At 66.0% G+C, this 21,692-nt stretch carries 21 protein-coding genes; 14 read left to right on the top strand and 7 right to left on the bottom strand.

Annotation, left to right across the window (positions count from 1 at the left end):
- Nucleotides 1-92 precede the first annotated feature (92 nt).
- The 4 genes from MF609_RS18190 to hemN all read left to right on the top strand — a co-directional run bounded on the left by MF609_RS18190 (nucleotide 93) and on the right by hemN (nucleotide 4,353).
- Nucleotides 93-1,424, top strand: coding sequence for an MFS transporter (locus MF609_RS18190; protein WP_037447225.1), 1,332 nt, complete (start codon nucleotides 93-95; stop codon nucleotides 1,422-1,424).
- Nucleotides 1,425-1,451: 27 nt separating this feature from the next.
- Nucleotides 1,452-2,129, top strand: coding sequence for an NAD(P)H-dependent oxidoreductase (locus tag MF609_RS18185; protein WP_051749601.1), 678 nt, complete (start codon nucleotides 1,452-1,454; stop codon nucleotides 2,127-2,129).
- A gap of 22 nt (nucleotides 2,130-2,151) precedes the next feature.
- Nucleotides 2,152-2,679 (top strand): hypothetical protein, encoded by a 528-nt coding sequence (locus tag MF609_RS18180; protein ID WP_037447224.1) that lies wholly within the window; start codon nucleotides 2,152-2,154, stop codon nucleotides 2,677-2,679.
- A 282-nt stretch (nucleotides 2,680-2,961) separates the two neighbouring features.
- Nucleotides 2,962-4,353, top strand: coding sequence for an oxygen-independent coproporphyrinogen III oxidase (gene hemN, locus MF609_RS18175; RefSeq protein ID WP_307724545.1), 1,392 nt, complete (start codon nucleotides 2,962-2,964; stop codon nucleotides 4,351-4,353).
- A gap of 70 nt (nucleotides 4,354-4,423) precedes the next feature.
- On the opposite strand, the gene MF609_RS18170 is transcribed toward hemN, so the two are convergent.
- Entirely contained in the window at nucleotides 4,424-5,080 is a 657-nt protein-coding gene (locus MF609_RS18170) for an OmpW/AlkL family protein (protein ID WP_277991338.1), read from the bottom strand.
- Between the two features lie 139 nt (nucleotides 5,081-5,219).
- Between MF609_RS18170 and MF609_RS18165 the strand changes: the two genes are divergently transcribed.
- The 8 genes from MF609_RS18165 (at nucleotide 5,220) to MF609_RS18130 (ending at nucleotide 11,102) form a co-directional block, all read left to right on the top strand.
- Entirely contained in the window at nucleotides 5,220-5,915 is a 696-nt protein-coding gene (locus tag MF609_RS18165) for a Crp/Fnr family transcriptional regulator (RefSeq protein WP_239024935.1), read from the top strand.
- 72 nt (nucleotides 5,916-5,987) lie between these two features.
- The gene (locus MF609_RS18160; RefSeq protein ID WP_037447218.1) at nucleotides 5,988-6,797 is read left to right on the top strand and encodes a universal stress protein; all 810 of its coding nucleotides are present in this window, start codon (nucleotides 5,988-5,990) and stop codon (nucleotides 6,795-6,797) included.
- A gap of 101 nt (nucleotides 6,798-6,898) precedes the next feature.
- Nucleotides 6,899-7,312 carry an ion channel gene (locus MF609_RS18155; protein ID WP_336945088.1) on the top strand — a complete coding sequence of 138 codons (414 nt, stop codon included), beginning with the start codon at nucleotides 6,899-6,901 and terminating at the stop codon, nucleotides 7,310-7,312.
- Nucleotides 7,309-8,799 carry a PAS domain-containing sensor histidine kinase gene (locus tag MF609_RS18150; protein ID WP_234703088.1) on the top strand — a complete coding sequence of 497 codons (1,491 nt, stop codon included), beginning with the start codon at nucleotides 7,309-7,311 and terminating at the stop codon, nucleotides 8,797-8,799. Before MF609_RS18155 ends, MF609_RS18150 begins: the two co-directional genes overlap by 4 nt.
- Nucleotides 8,796-9,428 (top strand): response regulator transcription factor, encoded by a 633-nt coding sequence (locus MF609_RS18145; protein ID WP_037447212.1) that lies wholly within the window; start codon nucleotides 8,796-8,798, stop codon nucleotides 9,426-9,428. The genes MF609_RS18150 and MF609_RS18145 overlap by 4 nt, the downstream gene beginning before the upstream one ends.
- A 34-nt stretch (nucleotides 9,429-9,462) precedes the next feature.
- The gene (locus tag MF609_RS18140) at nucleotides 9,463-9,825 is read left to right on the top strand and encodes a response regulator (RefSeq protein WP_037447209.1); all 363 of its coding nucleotides are present in this window, start codon (nucleotides 9,463-9,465) and stop codon (nucleotides 9,823-9,825) included.
- 91 nt (nucleotides 9,826-9,916) lie between these two features.
- Complete coding sequence (locus tag MF609_RS18135; protein WP_164523927.1) at nucleotides 9,917-10,822, top strand: L,D-transpeptidase family protein; 906 nt, start codon at nucleotides 9,917-9,919, stop codon at nucleotides 10,820-10,822.
- A 91-nt stretch (nucleotides 10,823-10,913) separates the two neighbouring features.
- The gene (locus MF609_RS18130) at nucleotides 10,914-11,102 is read left to right on the top strand and encodes a hypothetical protein (RefSeq protein ID WP_037447206.1); all 189 of its coding nucleotides are present in this window, start codon (nucleotides 10,914-10,916) and stop codon (nucleotides 11,100-11,102) included.
- Between the two features lie 12 nt (nucleotides 11,103-11,114).
- On the opposite strand, the gene MF609_RS18125 is transcribed toward MF609_RS18130, so the two are convergent.
- The 4 genes from MF609_RS18125 to MF609_RS18110 all read right to left on the bottom strand — a co-directional run bounded on the left by MF609_RS18125 (nucleotide 11,115) and on the right by MF609_RS18110 (nucleotide 16,059).
- Nucleotides 11,115-12,098 carry an HWE histidine kinase domain-containing protein gene (locus MF609_RS18125; protein WP_037447203.1) on the bottom strand — a complete coding sequence of 328 codons (984 nt, stop codon included), beginning with the start codon at nucleotides 12,096-12,098 and terminating at the stop codon, nucleotides 11,115-11,117.
- Nucleotides 12,099-12,310: 212 nt separating this feature from the next.
- Nucleotides 12,311-13,453 (bottom strand): TniQ family protein, encoded by a 1,143-nt coding sequence (locus MF609_RS18120; protein ID WP_242417500.1) that lies wholly within the window; start codon nucleotides 13,451-13,453, stop codon nucleotides 12,311-12,313.
- 3 nt (nucleotides 13,454-13,456) lie between these two features.
- A complete protein-coding gene (locus tag MF609_RS18115) occupies nucleotides 13,457-14,380 on the bottom strand; it encodes a TniB family NTP-binding protein (protein ID WP_147035902.1) in 924 nt (307 codons plus the stop codon).
- The gene (locus MF609_RS18110; protein WP_147035901.1) at nucleotides 14,377-16,059 is read right to left on the bottom strand and encodes a Mu transposase C-terminal domain-containing protein; all 1,683 of its coding nucleotides are present in this window, start codon (nucleotides 16,057-16,059) and stop codon (nucleotides 14,377-14,379) included. The genes MF609_RS18115 and MF609_RS18110 overlap by 4 nt, the downstream gene beginning before the upstream one ends.
- 260 nt (nucleotides 16,060-16,319) lie before the next feature.
- On the opposite strand from MF609_RS18110, the gene MF609_RS18105 reads away from it, so the two are divergent.
- Nucleotides 16,320-17,018 (top strand): site-specific integrase, encoded by a 699-nt coding sequence (locus tag MF609_RS18105; RefSeq protein ID WP_242417499.1) that lies wholly within the window; start codon nucleotides 16,320-16,322, stop codon nucleotides 17,016-17,018.
- A gap of 82 nt (nucleotides 17,019-17,100) precedes the next feature.
- Here the strand turns inward: MF609_RS18105 and MF609_RS18100 are convergent, their stop codons facing one another.
- Nucleotides 17,101-17,925 carry a hypothetical protein gene (locus MF609_RS18100; RefSeq protein WP_126014483.1) on the bottom strand — a complete coding sequence of 275 codons (825 nt, stop codon included), beginning with the start codon at nucleotides 17,923-17,925 and terminating at the stop codon, nucleotides 17,101-17,103.
- Between the two features lie 20 nt (nucleotides 17,926-17,945).
- Complete coding sequence (locus MF609_RS18095; protein WP_007406331.1) at nucleotides 17,946-18,527, bottom strand: recombinase family protein; 582 nt, start codon at nucleotides 18,525-18,527, stop codon at nucleotides 17,946-17,948.
- Between the two features lie 164 nt (nucleotides 18,528-18,691).
- Here MF609_RS18095 and MF609_RS18090 point away from each other — a divergent pair, with 164 nt between their 5' ends.
- Nucleotides 18,692-21,658: a Tn3 family transposase gene (locus tag MF609_RS18090; RefSeq protein WP_018250482.1), complete on the top strand. Its 2,967-nt coding sequence runs from the start codon at nucleotides 18,692-18,694 to the stop codon at nucleotides 21,656-21,658.
- Nucleotides 21,659-21,692: the final 34 nt, after the last annotated feature.

Below are 21,692 nucleotides of genomic sequence, written 5' to 3'. Positions count from 1 at the left end.
CCGGCACGCCGCCCTCTCGACTTTGACAAAAGTCAAAGGTTCGCCGGTCGCCCGAGATTACGAGAAGACGTCAGATTGAAGGACTTGGAAGCATGGTAGCCAGCACCCTGGGCCCGGCGAACTCGACGGCACTTGAGCGAGACGCCAGCCTCATCAATGCCGAACGGCACGACGTTCGCCCGGGCGACATCGCCGTCGGCGTCATCATCGGCCGCTCGACCGAGTTCTTCGACTTCTTCGTCTACGCGATCGCGTCGGTGCTGGTGTTCCCAAGCCTGATCTTCCCCGACGTGAGCCCGGTGACGGGAACGCTCTACTCCTTCGCGATCTTCGCGCTGGCCTTTGTCGCGCGCCCGTTCGGCGCGATGGCGTTCCTGTGGCTGGATCGGAGGCACGGGCGAGGGGTCAAGCTGACGGTGGCCATGTTCCTGCTGGGCGGCTCGACCGCGGCCATGGCGTTCCTGCCTGGCCATGCGCAGGTCGGCTGGATCGCTGCGGCCCTGCTCGCGCTCTTCCGGATCGGGCAGGGGATCGCGCAGGGCGGCACATGGGACGGGCTGCCGGCGCTCCTGTCGCTGAACGCACCGGCCAACCGCCGCGGCTGGTTCGCCATGATCCCGCAGCTCGGCGCACCGATCGGCCTGTTCGTGGCCGCGGCCGTGTTCGCGTTCCTGCTCAACACGTTGAAGATGAGCGACTTCCTCGACTGGGGCTGGCGCTATCCCTTCTTCGTCGCCTTTGTTATCAACGTGGTCGCGCTGTTCGCCCGGCTTCGGCTCATCTCGACGCCCGAGTTCCAGGAGCTGTTCGAAAGCCGAGAGCTGCAGCCCTCGCCCGTTACCCAGATGTTCCGGGAGGAGGGGCGCACCGTGGTGCTCGGCGCCTTCGCCGCGCTCGCCAGCTTTGCGCTATTTCACCTCGTCACCGTCTTCCCGCTCTCCTGGGTGGTGCTGAATGGGGGCAGCGCTATCCGCTTCCTGACCATCGAAATGGTGGGTGCAGCCGTCGGACTCCTTGCGGTCACGGCTTCAGGGGCCATCGCCGACCGGATCGGCCGGCGGGTGCTGCTGGGCGTGTCGGCGGCGATGATCGGCGCGTACAGCGGGTTCGCACCGCAGCTCCTTGATCGCGGGCCGGCGGGCGAGTGGACCTACATGATCCTCGGTTTCGTCCTGCTCGGGCTGTCGTTCGGGCAATCGTCCGGCGCGACCAACGGCAGCTTCTCGCCCCGGCATCGCTACACGGGTGCAGGTACCACCGCGACGGCGGCCTGGTTCGTCGGTGCCGCCTTTGCACCGTTGGCGGCGCTGTTCCTCGCCAGCCGCTTCGGGCTGATCGCCGTGGGGGCGTACCTGCTGTCGGGCGCCGCCTGCACGCTGGGCGCGCTCGCGCTGAACCGTGACTGGGGCCGCAAGGCCGCCTGAGCCGGCCACCGCTACTGGAGTGAAGCCATGATGTTCCGTCACCTCGTTGTGCTCGCCAACCCGACGCCTGAAGGGTTCGACCACGCCATCGTCGATGCCTATCGGGAGGCGGTTGCAGCCAACCACCATAGCGTCGAGGTCCGCGATCTCTATGCATTGGGGTTCGACCCGGTGCTGCGCACCAGCGAGCGTCCGACTGAACCCGGCTGGTCGCCTGCAGCGGACGTCGCAGCCGAACTAGCCCATCTGGAGCGCTGCGACATTGTCGTCTTCGTCTACCCGATCTGGTTCGGCCTGCCGCCGGCCATGCTGAAGGGCTATGTCGAGCGTGTACTGGGGGCGGGCTACACCTTCCGCGATCTGCAGGCTGCTTCCGGGCAGTCGGTGGTCGCAGGAAAGCCACTTCTGTCGTTCAGCACGTCAGGCGCCTCGCTCCCCTGGCTCAACGAGCAGGGGCAGGTACTGTCGTTGAAAGAGGTGTTTGACGTCTATCTCTGGCGTGGACTGGGTATGGGACAGGCCGAGCACATTCGAATCGACTCCGTCGTGCCTGACATGGATGCCTCTTACGCCGGGGAGCAGTTGGAGCGGGTGCGCCAGGCCGCGGACAAGGCGTGCGCGATGCTCGCTGACGGTCGGTACCGCGCGCAGGCTCAGGCGGCGCTGCAGCGGCGTTCGCAAGAGGATAGCAGCCGGACGCAGTGACCAGAAAGCTGGAGGCTTTGCCGTGGAACAGCCTTTCTCGCAGGTGCTGCCCTTCGTGCGCAGGTCCAAGGTCATCGACGAGGTCGATGTTGGAGCTCTTTTGTCGGATCATGCCGACATCAGAGAAATGTGCGACCGGGTGGAAGCGCTCGCCGATCGCCTCCTGGAGGCACCGGACCATGACGAGCGTAGTGCGATCGCCGACCTGATCCAAAGCCGCTTCAGAAAGCATGTCGAGATCACCAGCAGGTTTCTCGACCGCGTGTTCGCGGGCGAACAGCTCCGCGTCGGGGCGGGTATGTTGCGACGCATCCTTCTTGAGCAGGTCGCGATCGGCATGCACGCGGAGGATGTCGGCGAGATGCTCCGAGAGAAGGGTGTCGACGACTCGCGAACGGACATGCTCAGCTACATGCTTCGCTGCCTGTTCGATGGTTGCCGGCGCTTGCTGGACTATGAAGAGCTGGCGTTCCTGTATCTGGGCGCTCGCCGATACACGCCGGGCGCAAGAATGACGCTGGAACAGGCGCTCGACGGAGCGTCCCACTAGGTTGCTGCCGCGAGCGCCGGCCGATGGAGGGCTCGCGGCCAATCACCATTTGTGGGCCAGGCCCCAATCAGGGATGCCGGCGTTCGCTGACGGTCACGAACATCATGGTCAGCATAAAAAGGCCCATGGCGCCTGCCGCGAGATACAGAAACCAGTCGTTCGGAAGATGGATCATCGTCGCCTCCTTTTGCTCGAGGCCTACGGGGTGCCGCGCTACTCGGCTGCTGCCGTTGACCAACCGCAAGGGCGTTGATCCGGCATTATACGTAGCGGCTCTGACATTTGACGATCGTCAAGGCGCAGGCAAATGTCGCCGGTCATCGCACGCTCATGACCGCTTACCATGCTGACCTCGCCGCGCTGAGTGTGCCACGCTACACCAGCTATCCAACCGCAGTTTCGTTCAGCGGGAAGGTGGGAGCTTCCGAACAACGGCAAGCGCTGGGAGCGCTGGCCGATGACGCAAAGCTCTCGCTCTACCTGCACGTTCCCTTTTGCGAGACGATCTGCTGGTACTGCGGGTGCAACACCGGTGCCGTCGGCCGCGCGAGCCGGGTCACCCGGTACGTCGAGGCGCTGCTAAGTGAGATTGAAACGGTAGCGCAGCTCGTCCGCGGCTGCGTCACCCATGTCCACTTCGGCGGCGGCAGCCCCAATGCCCTGCCGGCAGCCGAGTTCAGTAGGATCTGCGCGGCGCTTCAGCGATCGTTCCGGGTCGACCCTGCCGCCGAATGGGCTGCGGAACTCGATCCGCGTAGTCTCGACGCCGATTATGCCCGCACGCTGGCCGGCTGCGGTATCACGCGGGCCAGCCTCGGCGCCCAAACCTTTTCCCTGCGGATCCAGCAGCAGATCAACCGAGTACAGCCGTTCCGGGAGGTGGCGCTCCGCGCGGCCGAGCTGCGCGCGGCCGGTGTTGCCGCCATCAATCTCGACCTCATGTACGGACTGCCCGGCCAGACGCTGGATGACATCGCATGCACGCTTGCGCGGACGCGGTTGCTTGCACCCTCCCGTGTGGCGATGTTCGGCTACGCGCACATGCCCCGGATGCTGCCGCGCCAGCGCATGATCGACGACACGCTGCTGCCGAACGCGCATGCTCGCTTCACGCAGTCGCTGCTGGCTCATGAGATGCTCGAGGAGCAGGGTTTTGCCACAATCGGCTTCGACCACTACGCCAGGCCCGACGACCCGCTCGCCGAAGCCGCGGCGGCCGGTCGCCTCCGGCGCAACTTTCAGGGTTTCACGGATGACGACGCCGATGCCCTGATCGGCCTCGGTGCTTCCGCAATCAGTCAGGTGGGCAACGTCATCGTACAGAACGGGAAGCACCTCGGTCGGTATGTCGAAATGGTGAACTCCGGTGGGCTGGCCGGGGTCAAAGGCGTCACGCTACAGCCGACTGATCGTGCGCGCGGCTGGGTGATCGAGCGGCTGCTCTGCGACGGGCAGGTGGACCTGGACATCGCGCACCGGACGTTCGGCATTCGTGGACTGCTCGACCGAAGGGCTCATGATCGGCTGGAAGATCTTGTGCTGCGCGGCCTGGTGACGATCTCGGGCGCGACGCTCGCGCTGACCCCGGAGGGGAAGCCCTACGCCCGCCTGGTCGCTAGCGCGTTCGACGAGCACTCGGCGCTCAACGTCCAGCGGTTCAGCCGCGCAGTCTGATCTTCGGGCGCAAAAAAGCGGCCACGTCGGGGAACCGGCGTGGCCGCTGAGTTCGGCCGGAGAAAGGGCGTTAGAAGCGCATGCCGACGCCGACGCCGATTACCAGCGGATCGATGCTGACACGCACACGGTTCGTCCCCGCGGCGGTGGTCAGCCGGGCCGTGGTGTCAATGTCGATGTACTTGACGTCGACGTTCAGGAAGGTGCGAGGCCCGATGTCGACATCGACGCCCGCCTGCAGTGCGTAACCGGCGCTGTCGCTCATGCGCACCTTCGTCGACCCGAGCGCGCCTTCCAGTGCGTCGCTGGCATTCTCGGCATAGAAGACCGTGTAATTGACGCCGGCGCCCACATAGGGCCGGATCTTGCCGGTGGGCGCGAGATGGTATTGCAGGGTCAGCGTCGGCGGCAGCACCCACGTACTCGCAACCGTATCGATGGCGGCGATTGAGCCTCGCCCCGTCGCCTTGTGCTTCGTCGTGGCGACGATCAGCTCCGCGCCGATGTGGTCGGTCGCCATGTAGGTGAAATCAACCTCGGGCATCACGCTGTCGGTCACGCCCACCCGGCTGCCCGGAAGGCCGGAAACCTCACCGGAACTCTCCGTCGGCGACACCACGATGCCGCGGACGCGCACCAGCCAGTCGCCGGCGGCGGTCTGCGCCGCGGCCATGCCGGGAGTGAGCAATGCCGCGGTGAACAGGGCGGCGGTCGGGTAGGCGCGCATGGGAGACTCCTCGAAGTGAGCTCCGCGGCTAGTCCCTGATCTCCCGGTCTCGATTTGACCTGCGACAACCCGGGACCTTCGTACAATCCCTTATGCCCGAGGGCGCGGCAGCTCCTTATCGGCGGTGGGGAAGGGAAGTATGATGCAATTGGCCGCCGCTCAGTCGACACTCTCATCGCGTTGCATGGGCTGCGCTGCCCGCAGCCGTTCGCTCTGCAGCAACTTCTCGCCGGAGGCGGCACGCGAGTTCGACCGGCTCGCCCGCCCGATCACGCTCGCGCGCGGCGAGACGCTGGTCTGGGAGGATGACGACACGCTGCTCGTCGGCTTCGTCGTGTCCGGAGTCCTTAAGCTGACCGCGTCGCTCGCCGATGGACGCGAGCAGATTCTGGGACTTGCCGGCATGGGGGACGTGGTCGGCAGGCCGTTCGGTACACGGAGCAGCTATTCCGTCACAGCGCTCGGACAGACCCGGCTTTGCGTTTTGGGGCGACCGGCCTTCGAGCAGTTCGCCGCAACCCACCCGGAGGTCGAGCATGCACTGCTGCTGCGCGCCCTGGACGAGCTCGACAGGGCGCGTCGATGGATGCTGTTGCTCGGCCGCAAGTCGGCCGGTGAGCGGGTTGCCAGCCTGCTAGTCGAGTTTGCGGAACGATCGCCAGAGGACAACGTCGCGTTTCCCCTCACCCGACAGCAGATGGGCGACCTTCTGGGGCTCTCGCTCGAGACAGTCAGCCGCGAGCTGAGCAAGCTCAAGGCCAGAGGCCTGATCACCTTGTCGGTGAAGCATTTCCGCGTCGAGGACGAGGCGTGCCTTCGCCAGCGCGCGGCCTGACATCCGGAACATTGCGGATATTGGCGCCGCGGTCGCCCTCCTAGCATCGATCCAGGCTAGAGGAGGGAACCCATGAAGAACATCCTGCTGCTGATCCACGGCGATGAAGGACAGGAGGCCCGGTACCAGTCGGCTCTCGACGTTGCGCGCGCGGTGGGCGGGCATCTCACCTGTCTCGACCTGACGATCATCCCCGAGGTGATGGGCGACTATGTGGCGATGGGCGTCGGCGGCCTTCTGCTCGCCGAGGAGCAGGAGAGCGAGACCCTTCACGGTGTCCGGATGCGGGCGCGGCTCGAGCGCGAGGACGTCCCGTTCGACTGGACAGAGACGACCGGCTTTCTGTCGCAGACGATCGAAGCTCGGGCGCGAATGACGGACCTGATCGTGCTCAGCACGGACGAGGACGGCAAGCTTCTCCCGCGCATGCGGGACGTGATCGGCGATCTGCTGGTGCACACCGGCAAACCCGTGCTCGCCGTACCTCCGGCTTCTCGCAAGCTCGATGTGCGGGGTCGCGCGATCGTCGCTTGGGACGGCTCGCCGGACGCGGAGGCGGCGCTGACTGCGGCCATGCCGCTCCTGTCGCTCGCCCGCTGCGTCACGCTCTACTATGCCGACGACAAGTCGATGGACACGCCGATCGAGGATGCGGCCCGCTACCTCTCGCGGCATGGGATCGAACCCGTGATCAAGAGGGAGCCGATCGGCATCGACCGGGTGGACGTCGCGCTCCGGTGCGAAGCCGAAATGGGTCACTATGACCTGGTCGTCATGGGCGCTTATGGCCACGCTCGCACGATGGAGACGATCTTCGGTGGCGCGACGCAGGGCATGCTGAAGCGGTGCCGGGTACCCCTGCTGCTCGTCCACCACCGCTAAAGGATCAGGGAAGGACGAGAACGTCGCGGGCGGCAGTATCTCGCTGTCGCCCGTGACAACCGTCACCGATGCAGCTCCTCGTTGAACTTGCCGCGGCCACCATGCTGGTCGCCATCACGTGCGCGGTTCACCTGATGGGTATCGCCGCGCTGATGCTGCTGCTGCGCCTGCATCGGCGCCGGCGGCCGGCCGATGCGAGGCTGATATGGGAAGGCCTGGCTATCGTGGGCGCGGCGACCGGCCTCTTTGTCCTGCATGGCATAGAGATTTGGCTCTATGCCGGCTTCTATCTGTTCGTCGGAGCGTTGCCCTCTCTTGAAGCGGCCCTCTACTTCTCGACCGCGTCCTACACGACGGTCGGCTATGGCGATGTGGTCCTTGCGCCGGGATGGCGGGTGCTCGGCGCCATCGAAAGTGCGAACGGCATCATCCTGCTGGGCTGGTCAACCGCCTTCTTCGTCGCCATCGTGGGCCGCATCCGCTGGCTGGAATCCGAGATCGAGAACACGCAGTGATCAACGCCGAGACCACCCCCGCCGCGACCGCGGAGGACCTGGCGCTGTTCGTTGCGAGCGTGACCGACCGCGCCCTGTTGCTGGCGGCGCCCGACGGAACGCTGACCTATTGGGGCGAGGGAGCGGAGCGGCTGCTCGGCACGCCGAGGAGCGAAGCGGTCGGGCGCAGTATCGACGCCTTCTGGCCAGCGGCGAGCGGTCGATGGCCACAAGCCGGCGCAAGCATCACTGTTCGGCTGGAAGACTGGTGCAAGCGTGCGGACGGTTCGGAGTTCCTCGCCGATATCACGGTCGCGCCCGTGTTCGACGGCCAGAAGCTCCGCGGCTACGGACTGATGATCGCCGACGTCACGGGGCGGCGCGCGGCCGAGCACATGCTGGCCGAGAGCGAGGCGCATATGCGCTCGGTGCTCGCGACTGTGCCGGACGCCATGGTCGTGATCGACGAGCGGGGGCTGATCCAGTCGTTCAGCGCCGCGGCCGAGCGCCTGTTCGGCTACGGGGAAACAGAGGTCCTCGGCCGCAACGTCAGCCTGCTGATGCCCGGCGACCACCGGGCGCGGCACGATCGCTACATCGGTCATTATCTCGAGACCGGCGAGCGACGGATCATCGGCATCGGCCGCATCGTCGTCGGGCAGCGCAAGGACGGCACCGAGTTCCCGATGGAGCTGTCGGTCGGGGAGGCTCACGGCGCCAACGGCAGGATCTTCACCGGCTTCATCCGCGACCTGTCGGACCAGCAACGCGCCGAGTTGCGGTTGAAGGAGTTGCAGGGCGAGCTGATCCATGTTTCACGGTTGAGCGCGATGGGGACCATGGCCTCGACACTCGCGCACGAGCTGAACCAGCCGCTGACCGCGATCGCCAATTACCTGGAGGCGGCGCGTGACCTGCTGGACGCGGAGGATGCGCCCAGAGAGCTTCTGGCCGAGGCGGTCGGCGAGTCCGCCAACGAGGCGCTCCGCGCCGGCCGCATCGTGCGGCGGCTGCGCGAGTTCGTAGCCCGCGGCGAGACCGAGCGTCGCATCGAGCCTGTACCGTCCCTCATTGAGGATGCGATCCGGCTCGGGCTTACCGGCGCGCGCGAGCGCGGCGTGCGCAGTTTCGTGTCGCTCGACCCGGCGGCCAGTCATGTGCTCGCAGACCGCGTCCAGATCCAGCAGGTGCTCGTCAATCTGCTCCGCAATGCGGTGGAGGCGCTGGGCAACGGCGAGGTCAGCGACATCACGACGTCCACGATCCGCGACGGCGCTCATGTGCGTATCGGGATCACGGACACAGGCCCGGGGTTGGATCCAGCAATCGCACCACGGCTCTTTCAGGCCTTCACGTCGAGCAAGCAGGACGGCATGGGCCTGGGCCTGTCCATCTGCCGGACCATCGTGGAGGCGCATGGCGGACGCATCTGGGCGGAGCCCGGCACGGACAAGGGCGCGGCCTTCTACTTTACGCTACCGGCTGCGTCGGAAGGGGACGAGGTATGAGCGAGCGCCGGCTCGTCCATGTTGTCGATGATGAGGATGCCGTCCGCCGCTCGGTCGGCTTTCTGCTCCGCACCTCGGGCTTCGACGTGCAGAGCCATGCCTCGGGCGTAGCCTTCCTCAAGGAGGTCAAAGCGGCGGAGCCTGGGTGCGTGCTGCTCGACGTCCGCATGCCCGAGATCGACGGGCTTGAGGTCCAGCAGCAGATGGCGCAGCGCGGCGTCGGCTGGCCGGTGGTGATCCTGACCGGACATGGCGACGTGCCTATCGCCGTTCAGGCGATGAAGGCGGGCGCTGTCGACTTTCTGGAAAAGCCGTTCGACAAGGCGTCGCTGCTGCGCGCACTCGCCGCCGGTTTCGCGATCTTCGACCGGCATGATGCGGCCGCTGCCTCGGCGCAGGAGGCTGCCACGCGCATCGCCGCGCTGACGCCCCGCGAGCAGGACGTTCTGCGCGGGCTTGCCGATGGTCTGCCGAATAAAACTATCGCCTTCGATCTCGGCATTTCGCCCAGGACGGTCGAGGTGCACCGGGCCAATCTCATGACCAAGCTCGGTGTTCACAGCTTGTCCGAGGCGCTTCGGCTTGCCTTCGCGGCCGGCCTCGGAGGGGAAGCTCGTACATCTACGTAGAGCGTTGTCGCCATAACGAGGGCAGGGTGGCTCGATGGAACAGAACCCCCGAGCGCTCGCCGTCATCGTTGAGGACGACCAGGCCGTCCGCCGATCGTTACAGCTGCTGCTGCACTGGCGCGGGTATGACGTGCGCGCCTACGGCACGGCGCAGGCGAGCGTTGCGGGCGACGACCTCGCCTCCGTAGGCCTGCTGGTGGCGGACTACCAGCTGCCTGATGGGGATGGGATCGGCGTTCTCCGGGCGCTGCAGCGACGTGGCTGGTGCGGACGAGCCGTTCTGGTCACCGGACACCCCAGCGCCGGGCTGAAGGATGCGGCGCTCGCGAGCGGTTTCAATGCTGTTCTCGAAAAGCCGCTCCGCCGACACGAACTGCTCGGCGCGCTCTCACGCTGAGCGATCGCCCACGCGGCACGGGGTGATTTCGCGGTAGACTGAGGGAAGATACGGATAGGCCACGACCCGGCTTCGGTCGATGGTCCATTCCATGTTGTCTATTGCCTTCCTTCTTATGCTCGCGTCCGTGCCGGAAGCGCCTGCGCTGACCGCCGGCACCGTGGCGCAAGCTGCGGCGCGGCTTCGACCGGGCCAGTATCTCTGGGCCCCGCAGGTTGCACCCAGCGGTCCCATGATCATGGTCGTGAACCTCAGGACGCAGCGAGCGACGGTGTACCGCAACGGCATACCGATCGGCATCACCACGGTGTCGTCCGGTCGGCCCGGGCACGAGACACCGCCGGGCGTCTATACAATCCTGCAGAAGGAAGCGGACCACCGCTCCAACTTGTACAACAACGCGCCCATGCCGTTCATGCAACGCCTGACCTGGGACGGCATCGCGCTGCACGGCGGCGCTCTTCCTGGCTATCCGGCCTCCCACGGCTGCATCCGCCTGCCGGAGGCGTTCGCGCGCTTGCTCTTCGCCGAAAGCCGACTGGGCATGATGGTGGTCGTCACGCGGCTTGATACGATGCCGGTGATGGCGGCTACGGAAGCGGCGCCGCTCCTGCCTGATCGGATCGAGCCTACCCTCTGGAAGGCGGAGAAGAGAGGTGCCGCTGCCCTTTCGGTCGTAGTGAGCACGACTGATCGTGAGGTGCGGGTCATTCGCGACGGAAAGGAGATTGGGGCGGCGCCCGTGACGTTGACGGGCAACGTCACGGGCCCGGTCGCTTACCAGCGGCAGGTCGACGGCCGTTGGCTGCGCCTCGACCTGCCAGGCTCGGGGAGGGCCGTCGTACCCGATCTCGGGCCGGACGTGATCGGGGTCGATCCCGACTTTAGCGCCCGCGTGCTGGATGCAGCGGGTCCGGGGACCACTGTGGTGGTTACTCCAGATCGCCTTCGGCCAGAGCTATCCCTTACGTCAACCTTGATGACGGGGAACGAGTAGACCCCGCAATCAGGCAAACGTGACCGATCGTGGCCGCTCTTGGACCTGAGTGCTCCTGCCAGCGTTGATCGTTGCGGAAAGGAGAATTGAGATGAAAGAGGTCCATGATGAGGCCTCGGCAGCAACCGCGAACAACGGCGTCGTCGACGTGAGCGGTCCGGACGCAGTCAATGTGAGCCTCAAGCCTGCCGCAGCGCTCAAGACAGCGGAGCGGATCAGCAGCGCGGCAGTTGAGGCGCTCCTGGAGCAGACGAGCCAGGCATCGAAGGAACGCCACTAACAAATCAGACTTTCAGGTGGCGAGGCGCTCTAGTGGCGCATGGAGGGACCAGACGAGGCCGGACGGTAGCTCCTGTATCCCGCATTGCCCACCGAGACGACGCGGCGTTGCCACGCTTAGCAAGCGGTCGCTCCAAGCTGAAAGTGGTGCCCTCATCTGCGGTCCGTCGCGATCGGCCCATTGCAGCCATAAGTAAGACGCCTCGACATCGTTGGCGCTCCAGCTGATCTCGACGTAGCCATTCCTGCTGCTCAAGGCCCCGGTCCTGAATGAGTGAACGTGCAGCTCGTGAAGCGCCAGGCCAAGCGTCACCGCGGCGCCAGGACCGACCAGCACTGATGGACCAGTTACCTTGCAGCGCTTGTCACCGACAACGTTCATGAGGCGAGACACAAGGACCTGCAGATCCGTAGAATGCGATTGCGGCTGCAGGAGAAGATCGCCGATGCTGCTCAGCATCGCAGTCCGCGCGGCGAGATCCCGAGCCTTGTCGATCAAGGGTCGATCCTCGTCGAGAACTTGATTTGTTATCGCGGAGACGATCGCAAGGAGGTTGCGCAACTGGTGACGTGCGGTACTCGCGGAGACGTAATCAACGGATTGGGATAGGGCGACAGATGGCAAGCCCAAAGCCGGCGCCACTTGCGCAAGATCACCGCTGATCCGTACCTCGGAGCCGTCAACCAGCGACACAGTGGTCGTGGCCTCGACCCCCCGAACCTGCACGATAGCTTCAGGGTTGATCACGAGACGGGACCCGTCCGAAGCGACCAACTCACGAGAATGAGCATCAACCCTAAAAAGAGCTGAGCCGCTGGCACCGGCGCTCACGTCCTGTGTTAGCACTTGATCGCCGACACGATCGGCTTCGGCATGGTCCAGCGCTTCCGCCAGCTTGCAGGCAAACAGGCTTGATCCGTTTCCGTTATCGTCCAAAACATTCAGCGCTTGACGCGCCAGTGCAATTGACGTGAGTTCCGTCTCTCGATTGTTCATGCGGCTTAGCCCAGGACCACGCCAGCAGTGCGCTGTTCGCTCAAATTGGTGCTACCGCACAAGCATGTAGCGTGCAATCTGATGGGAACGGCGTCGCGATCTGTTCACTCATTGGCGCGCTCAGAGAAAACCTCATTTTACATAAGATATATTATCGGACTGGCGGATTTCTGTTCCTTCAGAGATGCTTACGTGCCGTCCGACGGGCATTGTCACCCGCTCAGCAACAGTCGCTCGCGGTGCCGCTGATCCCGCTCGGCCCGCCACGCGTGAAACTGCGCCAGAACGCTTTCGGCGTCCATACCAGTTCGTCGCTGATGGGCCTCAATGCGGACGCGTAGGCGTGCCGGCCAAGCCGTGCTGTTTCGGATCAGGGTGGCCTGCACCCAGCGAGGCACGTAGCTGAGCAGCTTCTCCAGAATGTGGCGCTCGCGAAACGGCAGATGAGCGCCCGACATCAGGCGGCTGACGGGCTCGTCGGCGAGGAGCGCTACCACCGCGCTGAGAATGTGAGCTCGGCCGTAAGGCGAAAGCTCATGGTAGGGCTGTTCGTCCCAGGTCTGTGGTTTGTGCTCCGGCATGATCGGCAGCACGGGGCAGTCGACCAGGTTAATGTAACTGGTCCTGAAGAGGCTCGGCGCCAGCAGCGCCCGGGTGAGATCGCGCAGCACGGTGAGGAACTGGCGGGCGGGCACCGGCTCCATCCCCGGCAAGCATGCGGGATGCCCGAGCAGCGCCTTGCGGACCTCCCCGTCAAACGCAAACAGGATCGAAAGCGCCGCAGCCGTCTCTTCCGGCTCGAAATACGCCGCTGGTGTCGGCTGCGTCCAGCGGCTTGCCCTTAGCGGGGTGCCGCAATCGCCGCACACGAACTCGATGCCATTCGACCAGATGAACCGCGGCGCGTGTCTCGGCCGACAACGCCGACAGTAATCCTGTCGCCAAGCGCGATGCTGGTGACAGAAGACGATCGGCAGCGCCGCCTCTGCGTCCAGGTAAGCTCCGCCCGCCTCGTGCGCTTCGGCAAGGCAGTAGCGGCACCAGGCGAGATCGAGTTCGCCTCGCGCTCGGCCGAAACCGTCGATGCTTGGCAACCAGTCCACCGCCAGCCCTGGCCAGCGGCGCTTGACCCCGAGATTGAGCACGACATCCAACGCGACCCGAAGACCGGCTGCGACGCTTCTCGCCTCGTGCGGATCCCAGCGGACATCCGGCTGCGCCTTCGGACCGGCCGTCCATAGTGCCTCCCGAAGCTCGGCGACCGATACATCGTAGAAGGCCGCGGTCCGTCCGAGCCAGGATGACGGCAACTCGTCGGAACGAGGACGCGGCGCGAACGGCAGCGCTCCCGCCACGGCTCAAGCAGCCGCCGTCGCCCGCCCGCGTCCACGGCGCTGGGCTAACGCCTTCATGCTGACGGAGGGAAGCACAAGGTCGTCGGCGTCGAGGTCACTCACTTCGATACGCTCGGTGCCGTTCTCGATTGCCCGCACAGCGAGCGTTTCGACGAGCCGGAAGATGCGGCCGGTGTTCCCGTCGCTGAGGTCGAGGATAGCGGTGCGGCATCGCTCCTCCTCCAGCTGAGATGGCTTGCGCAGAGGCAGGATCGCGGCGAGCGTGACCATCAGCAGCCGAAATGGCTCGTCGTTCTGCCACCGGACCAGCTCGACCGCGTCGAACCGCTCGGCCAGTGCCGCATCCGTGAGCAGCGCCGCGCGCGCCTCGTGGTTGCCGGTGCAGACGAGCGGAATCTGCAGGTCGTTGGCCAGATAGCGAAGCGTGTTGAGGAAGACGCGCTGCTGCCGTGGCGTGCAGGCCAGCATGTGGTTGATCTCGTCCAGGATCAGCATACGAGCACCCACCTGCCCCATGATCCGGCGGGTGAGCTGCCGGGCTCGCTGGACGTCGCCGCGCCCCGCAAAGCCGGCGCCAAGCTTCTCGAGAACCTCCCCGTAGAACTCGCCATCGGTCGGCTGTGGCGGCAGCTGAACGGCCACGACCGGGATCGTCGCCGTTCCCGTTGTGTCGTTGAACCCGCGCGGGTTCTCCGCCTCGAAGCGCTCGACGATGCGGGACTTCCCCATCCCGGTCTGGCCGTAGATCAGGAGGCACGGCATGCGCGTGCGCGGCGGGTAGCGTAGCATCGCATCCAAGGTCTTGCGCACGGTTTCCGCCTTCGGGAAGCCGAGCCAACGATCCATGCGGATCCAGGCAATTCGCTCCTTGTCGGCCCACATCGCACGCTCGCGGTAGTCCTCGGCAAGATGCGACAGATCGCTCATCTGGGCATCTCCTCGACGAGGTACGGTAGCGCCTGCCGATCACCGCCCTTATCCGTTCCCGAGGCACCCGGCAGAGCTGTGGCTCTGTCCTCCTCAATGGTGGGCTTGCCGCTGCTTCTGGCGCGCCGTGCATCAGCCAAGGCTGCCCTTGTCCTCTGGAGCGCGAGCCGTGCGGCCTTCGTCTTGTGAGCGGCTTCCGCTACGATCAGCCGCTGTGTCTCGACCGCCTGGAAGATCAGCGTCTCGTCGACCGCTTGCTGACCACGCTCGCGCAGGGTGCGAACCGCCTCCTTCTGTTCCCAGCGGGTGATCGCCGGCCGCCGGAGGTCACGATAGGGCACCTCGAGGTGCTCGCCATGCGGGAGCTCGAGCCAGATGCGAGAAAGGTCACGCGGGTCCCACCGGATCGGCATGGCCTGCCCGGGTCGCGTGTACCAGCAGGACAGCGCGTCATCCCAGTAGTGCGTATGGAACAGTTCGATGCCGTGCGGGGTCACCGCGCGTAGTTCGCAAGGCAGGAAGTCGAAGAGGAAGCTGGCGCGATCGACCGGCAGCCGCGCCAGCTCCGGCCGCCGTTCCATCGCTTCGGCCCAGGCGAGCGCCGGCGGGATGCCGATGCCGCGGTGTCGCTCTGCATGGTACGGCCCAATGATCTGTGCGGCGAGCCAGCTCTCCAACTCGCCCAGCGTCATGCACGCTTGGGCTTCGGAGTCGTATTCGCCTCGCTCCGCCACGTTGGAGAACGTCGTGCCGGGCAGAAGATGGACAGCGCCCATCACTGTCCCGATCAGCCGCTCGATATGGCCACCGAAGTGCGGACGCCGAACCGGACGATACTCGAGCGAGATCGAATGGGCACGGCAGCCCCGTTTCAGAGCGTCGGAGCGGTGCTCGCGCGCATTGTCGAGGTGTAGCCGATCCATGAGACCCTGATTGTCCCAAGGTGCCTCCATGCCGCGCTCGGCCAACCAGGCGGTCTTGGGGAGAACGGCTTGGCGCATGCACATGCCAACCGACACGGCCGAGGGTGCAAGCATATCGAGGTGGAACCCCGGTACCGTGCGGCTCGCGATATCGATCATCAGCGTGAGCCACGGCCGACCGATGGGCTTTCGATACAGATCGTCGACGACGATCACGTCGACCAGCGTGTGATCCGATTGCACGAGCTCCAGCGCGTAGCTGGCATCCAACACGCCTCGCGTCGGCTCCCACTTGTCAGCGGCGGCTTTGGACCCTTGCCTACGGGCCGTGACGGTCTGGGGAGGCAGTCTGTCCAATCGTGCTTGGATTGCCTTGGTGCTGGGCACCTTCAGCCCGATCTTCTGCGCCTCATGTCGGAGCCAGCGGCGGAGCGCCTGCACGTTCGGCTTCTCGAGGGTGAGATAACACTCCGCGATGCCTCGGGCGATCAACTGCTCGGCAGCAGATGAGAGCCGCCGCTCTCCCCTCTCCCGCCCTCGCGGGCGCGGCAACAGCGAAGCGGCAACGGGCGACGCCCGATAAAGCTGGAGAAGCTCATGAAAACGGGCGCGACCCAGCCCAAGCTTATCCAGCGCTTCGGCGGCTGCGTTGCCCGGGATGCGGGTCAGCGCAGCAAGTGGGCGGATGATCTTCTCGCGGCGGTGCGCTTCTGCCCAATTAGCGTCGCTCGCCGTCTTCAGGTCCGCGGTTCGCATGGTACGACGCCTCGGCTGATCCAGCCTGGCAAGCGTCCGCTCTTTTGGGGAGAATGTCCACCATTTCAGGAGTGGACTGACGCCGGGCGACGCTCGCCGTGTGCGTCCACCGTTTCAGGACAACCGACATGATCGGGCACCTCCGGATCATTCTTTCTAGCGATAACACCGATTCCCGCTAAAAAGGTGATGGCCAGATTTCGCGCGCTCCGGTAGCCAGTTCGGCACCCGAAAAGCTGGACGGAGCCGATCGAGCCGACATGCGTAACGAAACCACGGACGATGCCGCGAACAACGGGAGAGAGCTTGATGCGATCGTGGCTGGCGCGGTGGTGGTGCTGGATCAGGTCACGTCCCTCGAGCCCTATCTCCCCGATCTTGCCCCCGACGATCGCGAACGCGTCGACGCCTATGTCGGCCGCGCCTCGGCCGACGCGACACTGCGCGCGTACAAGTCCGACTGGCGGCTCTTCTGCGCGTGGTGCGGCGAGGCGGGCTACCGGCCGCTCCCCGCGACACCGACGACCGTTGCCGCGTTCCTGACGCTGCTCGCTGAAACCGGCTTCGCGCCGCGCGAGCCGCAGCGCACCAAACGCGGGCGGATCATGCCCCGCCAGGAGCCGCGCCCGCTCGGCAAGGCGACGATCGGGCGGCGCCTCGCCGCGATCGTGTTCGCGCATCGCGCGGCCGACATGGAGCCACCCACCACCCAGCCCGATGCCGCCCGGCTTCAAAAGGCGATGCGCGCGATCCGCAAGGACAAGAAGGACGAGTTGCCCGCCAAGAAGCGCGCGGCCGATGGCGACGTGCTGCGCGACATGCTCCGCAGCGTCACCGGCGAGGACCTGCGCGCCTATCGCGACCGCGCGCTGCTCGCGATCGGGATGGCAGGCGGGGGGCACCTCAAGGTTTGTCATATGGACAGCGGCAGTCGGAACAAATGGTCAACAAAAGCCTGAGCGTTGCCGCAAAGTATATTAAGTTTCGTGGGTTTGTGAGGTTGGACGAGTTGGAAGTTACCGGATCACCTCTCGTGATGTTTCACCCGCGGAGCTCGTAGTAGACGATCTGCCATCCATTCTTGGGACCGCGCCACTGGGTGATCTGAAAGCTATGGGCTTGTGCAGACCCGTCCAGGACGCGGCTACTCCACCGTAGCGTTTCATCGTAACTGCTTCCGGACGATAACGCACCCGCTATGCGCCGAATGGGCAGCTTGGCGGGGAGCCTGCGGATGCGTCGGCCATCGTTGCCGACAAAGATAACGTCTTCGGCCACGCTTCGTCTTGGAACAGCCAACCAGTCGACCTGTTTGCCGGCCTGCTCCTGTCGCAAAACAGACGCGATCTCTTTCGCATCGCTAACGGCTTGGATTTGGAGCTGTTCATTGGTGAGTTTTGCCGAGCACTCAGGTTCGATCGCTTGTAAACTTTCTGCCGCTAATGCCTTCGATCCATCCCGACGATAGTCGTCGATTTCCCAGCGCCACCCCTCAGCACTGTTCCGCCAAAGCGTCTTATATGATCCAACTCGATTTCCGCCATCGTACAGCCCGCCGATAACAACTGCCGACCCGCTCGGATCACAGGACGGAAAGACAAGTTCGGGTCTGCGCTCGGCATGGCTCTCGACACTCATCATTGTGAGCCACCACCTTCGGCTACTCTCGGCTGCTTGCAACATGCTGGCCACAGATGGAGAGCGCGCGGTTTCGGGCGCATGTTGTATTGGCCAGGGGTCGCTTTGTGGACCGAAACTGCGTGCCGCTGCCTGACGGCCACTGGCAAGTACAGCTTCCGAGTAGGCCCGCTCCGCCTCCAGCGCGGAATTCGGCGAACTTGCCGCTAGTAGAAGCGCGAAGATCATGGCGAAATCCTACTCCTCAATCAACGTGTCGAGCGATGTACGGGCATCTGCGCCGGATGGTTGAGCGCCCGATAGAGCGTGGCATGATGACACTTCAGCAGCTTCGCCGCTTCGCGCACCGATGTGCCTTCGCCGACGAGACGCTGTCCGAGCGCGATCTGGTCCGGAGTGAGCTTGGGCTTACGCCCGAACTTCACGCCGCGCGCCATGGCTGCCGCGCGGCCGGAACTGGTACGCTGGTGGATCAGCTCGCGCTCGAACTCCGCGATGCCGGCGAACACGGTGAGCACCATGCGTCCCGCAGGCGTGGTCGTGTCGGCCCAGGGCTCGGCGAGCGAGCGCAGCCCCGCTCCCGCCTCGTTCAGCTTCTCGGCGATGTCGAGCAGGTCGCGCGTCGAACGCGCTAGGCGATCGAGCCGGGTGACCACAACCACGTCGTCGTCGCGCAGCTGCTCCAGCATCCGGTCGAGTTCCGGTCGGGCGCGCTTGGCGCCGGACACCTTCTCCTCGAATGTCCGCCGGCATCCGGCCGCCTTCAGTGCCGTCTTTTGAAGCGTGAGATCCTGATCGTCGGTAGATACGCGCGCATAGCCGAGGAGCATGTCGCAGATGTGCATTGGAACACGGCTGATTAGCAACAGACATTTGCGACAGCGTCCGCCCTCGTGGCGTGACCGGTCAGGGCCGCTGTCGCGAAACTTGAGAGTTACGCGACACCTCGCACGTGTCGGCCATAAACTATACGCTCCCGGACAGGGGGTGATCGATGGCCAGACGCGATCTGTTAACGGGCGACGAACGCCGCGCGTTGTTCGGCGTGCCCCTCGACCATGCCTCGCTCGCCAAGCATTACACGGTTGCCGATGAGGACCGGCCACTGATCGAAGCGAAGCGCGGCGACGCCAACCGGCTCGGCTTCGCGCTGCACCTCGCCCTGCTGCGTCATCCCGGCTTCGGCATACGCCACGACGATGTCGTCCCCGATTTTCTGATCCGGCACCTGGCCGCGCAACTCGACATCGCGCCCACAGCGTTCGAGGGCTACGCGCATCGCGCCCAGACCCGGCTCGAACACGCCTGGGAGGCGATGGAGCGTTTGCGCCTGCGCGCGTTCGAGGCGGCCGACGTCCCCGGCGCGCTCGGCGCAGCCACCCGCGCGGCGGAAGCGACCGAACGGGGCAAGCCGATCGCCGCGGCAGTGCTGGGCCATTTGCGTGCTGCCCGGATCGTTCTGCCCGCGCCCGCCCGTATCGAGCGGATCGGGGTGGCGGGGCGCGCCATGGCGCGCCGCCTCGCGGCCGACACGCTGGTCGATGCGCTTGCTCCGGAGCAGGTGACGGGGCTGGATGCGTTGCTGATCGTGGACCAGGATCGCAGCACGACGCCGCTCGCGTGGCTGCGCGACACGTCGGACAGCCCGACCGCGCGCAATCTCGCCGGCATTCTCGCCCGGCTCGCGCACGTGCGCCGGCTCGGGCTCGACCCGGGCATGGCCGGCCGCATCCACGAGCACCGCTTCGAGCAGCTCGTGCGCGAAGGCCACGTCGCGCCCGCGTTCCTCCTGTCCGACTACTCGCTCCGCAGAAGGCGCGCGACACTCGCCGCAGCCGTCATCGACCTGGAAGCGCGGCTCGCGGACGCCGCGATCGAGATGTTCGGCAAGCAGACCGGCCTCCTGTTCGCCAGGGCCAGGGCCGCGCAGAAGCGCGGCATCGAGGCGACCACACGCGACGTGAACCGGCTCATGCGGCTGCTGGGCGCCACGGTCGGCGCACTCCGGGTCGCGCGCGAGGACGGGTTGGACGTCTGGGCGGCGCTCGACGACGGGGTGGGCTGGACGAGGCTTCTGGACGCCGAGAGCGAGGCGACCGCGATCGCCGACCTGACTCGCGACGAGCCGCTGATCCGCGCGGCGGGGCGCTACATGACGATGCGGCGCTACGCGCCCGCGTTTTTTGACGCGTTCCGGTTCAAGGCGGCAGGCTCGCGCGACGGCGTGCTCGGCGCGATCAAGGTCGTGCGCGCGCTGAACGCGACCGGGCGGCGAGACGTACCGGCCGATGCGCCCATGCCGTTTTCCAGAAAATGGAAGGCGGCGATCACCGAGGGCGGCGTCATCGACCGCCGTCGCTACGAAACCGCCACGGTCGCGACCGTGCGCGAGCGGCTCCAATCGGGCGACCTGTGGGTGGAGGGTACGCGCGAACACCTGCGCTTCGACAGCTATATGCTCCCGCCCGGCAAAGCGGCCGAGATCGCGCTCACGCTGCCGTTCGACACCGACGTCGGCCGCTACTTGGAGGGGCGCGCCAGGCTGCTCGACTGGCGGTTGCGCCGGTTCGCAGGCTCGCTGAAGCGCGGCACGCTCGACGGCGTGGAGCTGCGGGGCGGTAACCTCAGGGTCAGCCCGCTCGCGGCCGTAACGCCCGCTGCGGCCGACAGGCTGGACGCGGCCGTCGACCGGCTCATGCCCCGCGTGCGCATCACCGAGCTGCTCGCCGAGGTGGAAGCCCGCACCGGGTTCCTGTGCGCATTTCCGGAACTGCGCTCGGGCCGCGCCCACTCCAACCCGCAGGCCGTGCTCGCCGCGATCCTGGCAGACGCGACGAACCTCGGCATCGAGCGCATGGCCAACGCCAGCCAGGGCGTCACCTACGCCCAGCTCGCCTGGACGCATGGCTGGTACGTATCGGAAGAGAATTACGCGGCAGGGCTGCGCCATCTGGTGGACGCGCAAGCCGCGCTGCCGCTCACGCGCGTGTGGGGCGACGGCACCGCGTCGAGCTCGGACGGGCAGTTCTTCCGCTCGGGCAGGCGGGGCGCGGCCGGCAGCACCAACGCGCGCTACGACCGGGAGCCGGGGCAGAAGATCTACGCCCATGTCGCCGATACCTACGCGCCCTACCATGTCCGGCTGATCTCGGCGACCGCGGCGGAGGCGCCCTATGTGCTGGACGGGCTGGTCGCGCACGGCTGCGGCATCGAACCCGCGACCCACTATGCCGATACGGGCGGCGCGTCCGACCACGTGTTCGCGCTCGCGCACCTACTCGGCTTCCGGTTCGTGCCCCGCCTGCGCGATCTAGCCGATCGCCGGCTCGGCCTGTTCCCGGGCACGGCCCGCCCCGAGGCGCTCGCGAAGCTGATCGGGCGCCCGTTCAACATCGCTGCCATCCGCGAAAGCTGGGACGAGATCGTCCGGCTCGCCGCGTCCGTGAAGGCCGGCGTGGTGCTACCGTCGGTCATGCTGAAGAAGCTGGCCGCGTACCGTCGCCAGAACCGGCTCGACTTCGCGCTCCAGGAGCTGGGCCGGATCGAGCGCACCCTGTTCACGCTCGACTGGCTAGAATCCAGGGCGCTCCGCCAGCAGTGTCAGGCTGGGCTCAACAAGGGCGAGGCGCGTCACACGCTCGCCCAAGCCGTGTTCGTCCACAAACAGGGCCGCCTGCGCGATCCGCAGTTCGAGAACCAGGCGCTGAAAGCGTCCGGGCTGACGCTGGTCACCGCCGCGATCGTGTACTGGAACACGCTTTACATGGGCCGCGCCGTCGAGCATCTGCGCGCCAGCGGCGAGCCCGCGCCCGACGAGCTGCTCGCCCATGTAGCCCCGCTAGGCTGGCGACACATCAGCCTGACCGGCGATTACCTCTGGCAAAACGCCGCTGCCGAGCTCGATCAAGACGGCTACCGCGCACTCAACATCGCCGGCGGACCCGGAGCCAAGGTGGCCTGAGCCGCCCTGTTCGCTACCTGTTCAGCTTACCGCT

The organism is Sphingomonas panni (assembly GCF_022664435.1).
GTDB lineage: Bacteria > Pseudomonadota > Alphaproteobacteria > Sphingomonadales > Sphingomonadaceae > Sphingomonas > Sphingomonas panni.
This window is presented reverse-complemented; position numbering and strand designations above follow the sequence as displayed.

Coding starts and splice junctions, on each gene's coding strand:
- MF609_RS18185 (WP_051749601.1), top strand. CDS start 1,452: ATGATGTTCCGTCACCTCGTTGTGCTCGCCAACCCGACGCCTGAAGGG.
- MF609_RS18130 (WP_037447206.1), top strand. CDS start 10,914: ATGAAAGAGGTCCATGATGAGGCCTCGGCAGCAACCGCGAACAACGGC.
- MF609_RS18125 (WP_037447203.1), bottom strand. CDS start 12,098: ATGAACAATCGAGAGACGGAACTCACGTCAATTGCACTGGCGCGTCAA.
- MF609_RS18160 (WP_037447218.1), top strand. CDS start 5,988: ATGAAGAACATCCTGCTGCTGATCCACGGCGATGAAGGACAGGAGGCC.
- MF609_RS18165 (WP_239024935.1), top strand. CDS start 5,220: ATGATGCAATTGGCCGCCGCTCAGTCGACACTCTCATCGCGTTGCATG.
- MF609_RS18100 (WP_126014483.1), bottom strand. CDS start 17,925: ATGATCTTCGCGCTTCTACTAGCGGCAAGTTCGCCGAATTCCGCGCTG.
- MF609_RS18135 (WP_164523927.1), top strand. CDS start 9,917: ATGTTGTCTATTGCCTTCCTTCTTATGCTCGCGTCCGTGCCGGAAGCG.
- MF609_RS18145 (WP_037447212.1), top strand. CDS start 8,796: ATGAGCGAGCGCCGGCTCGTCCATGTTGTCGATGATGAGGATGCCGTC.
- MF609_RS18140 (WP_037447209.1), top strand. CDS start 9,463: ATGGAACAGAACCCCCGAGCGCTCGCCGTCATCGTTGAGGACGACCAG.
- MF609_RS18115 (WP_147035902.1), bottom strand. CDS start 14,380: ATGAGCGATCTGTCGCATCTTGCCGAGGACTACCGCGAGCGTGCGATG.
- MF609_RS18105 (WP_242417499.1), top strand. CDS start 16,320: ATGCGTAACGAAACCACGGACGATGCCGCGAACAACGGGAGAGAGCTT.
- MF609_RS18110 (WP_147035901.1), bottom strand. CDS start 16,059: ATGCGAACCGCGGACCTGAAGACGGCGAGCGACGCTAATTGGGCAGAA.
- MF609_RS18090 (WP_018250482.1), top strand. CDS start 18,692: ATGGCCAGACGCGATCTGTTAACGGGCGACGAACGCCGCGCGTTGTTC.
- MF609_RS18155 (WP_336945088.1), top strand. CDS start 6,899: ATGCTGGTCGCCATCACGTGCGCGGTTCACCTGATGGGTATCGCCGCG.
- MF609_RS18190 (WP_037447225.1), top strand. CDS start 93: ATGGTAGCCAGCACCCTGGGCCCGGCGAACTCGACGGCACTTGAGCGA.
- MF609_RS18170 (WP_277991338.1), bottom strand. CDS start 5,080: ATGCGCGCCTACCCGACCGCCGCCCTGTTCACCGCGGCATTGCTCACT.
- MF609_RS18095 (WP_007406331.1), bottom strand. CDS start 18,527: ATGCTCCTCGGCTATGCGCGCGTATCTACCGACGATCAGGATCTCACG.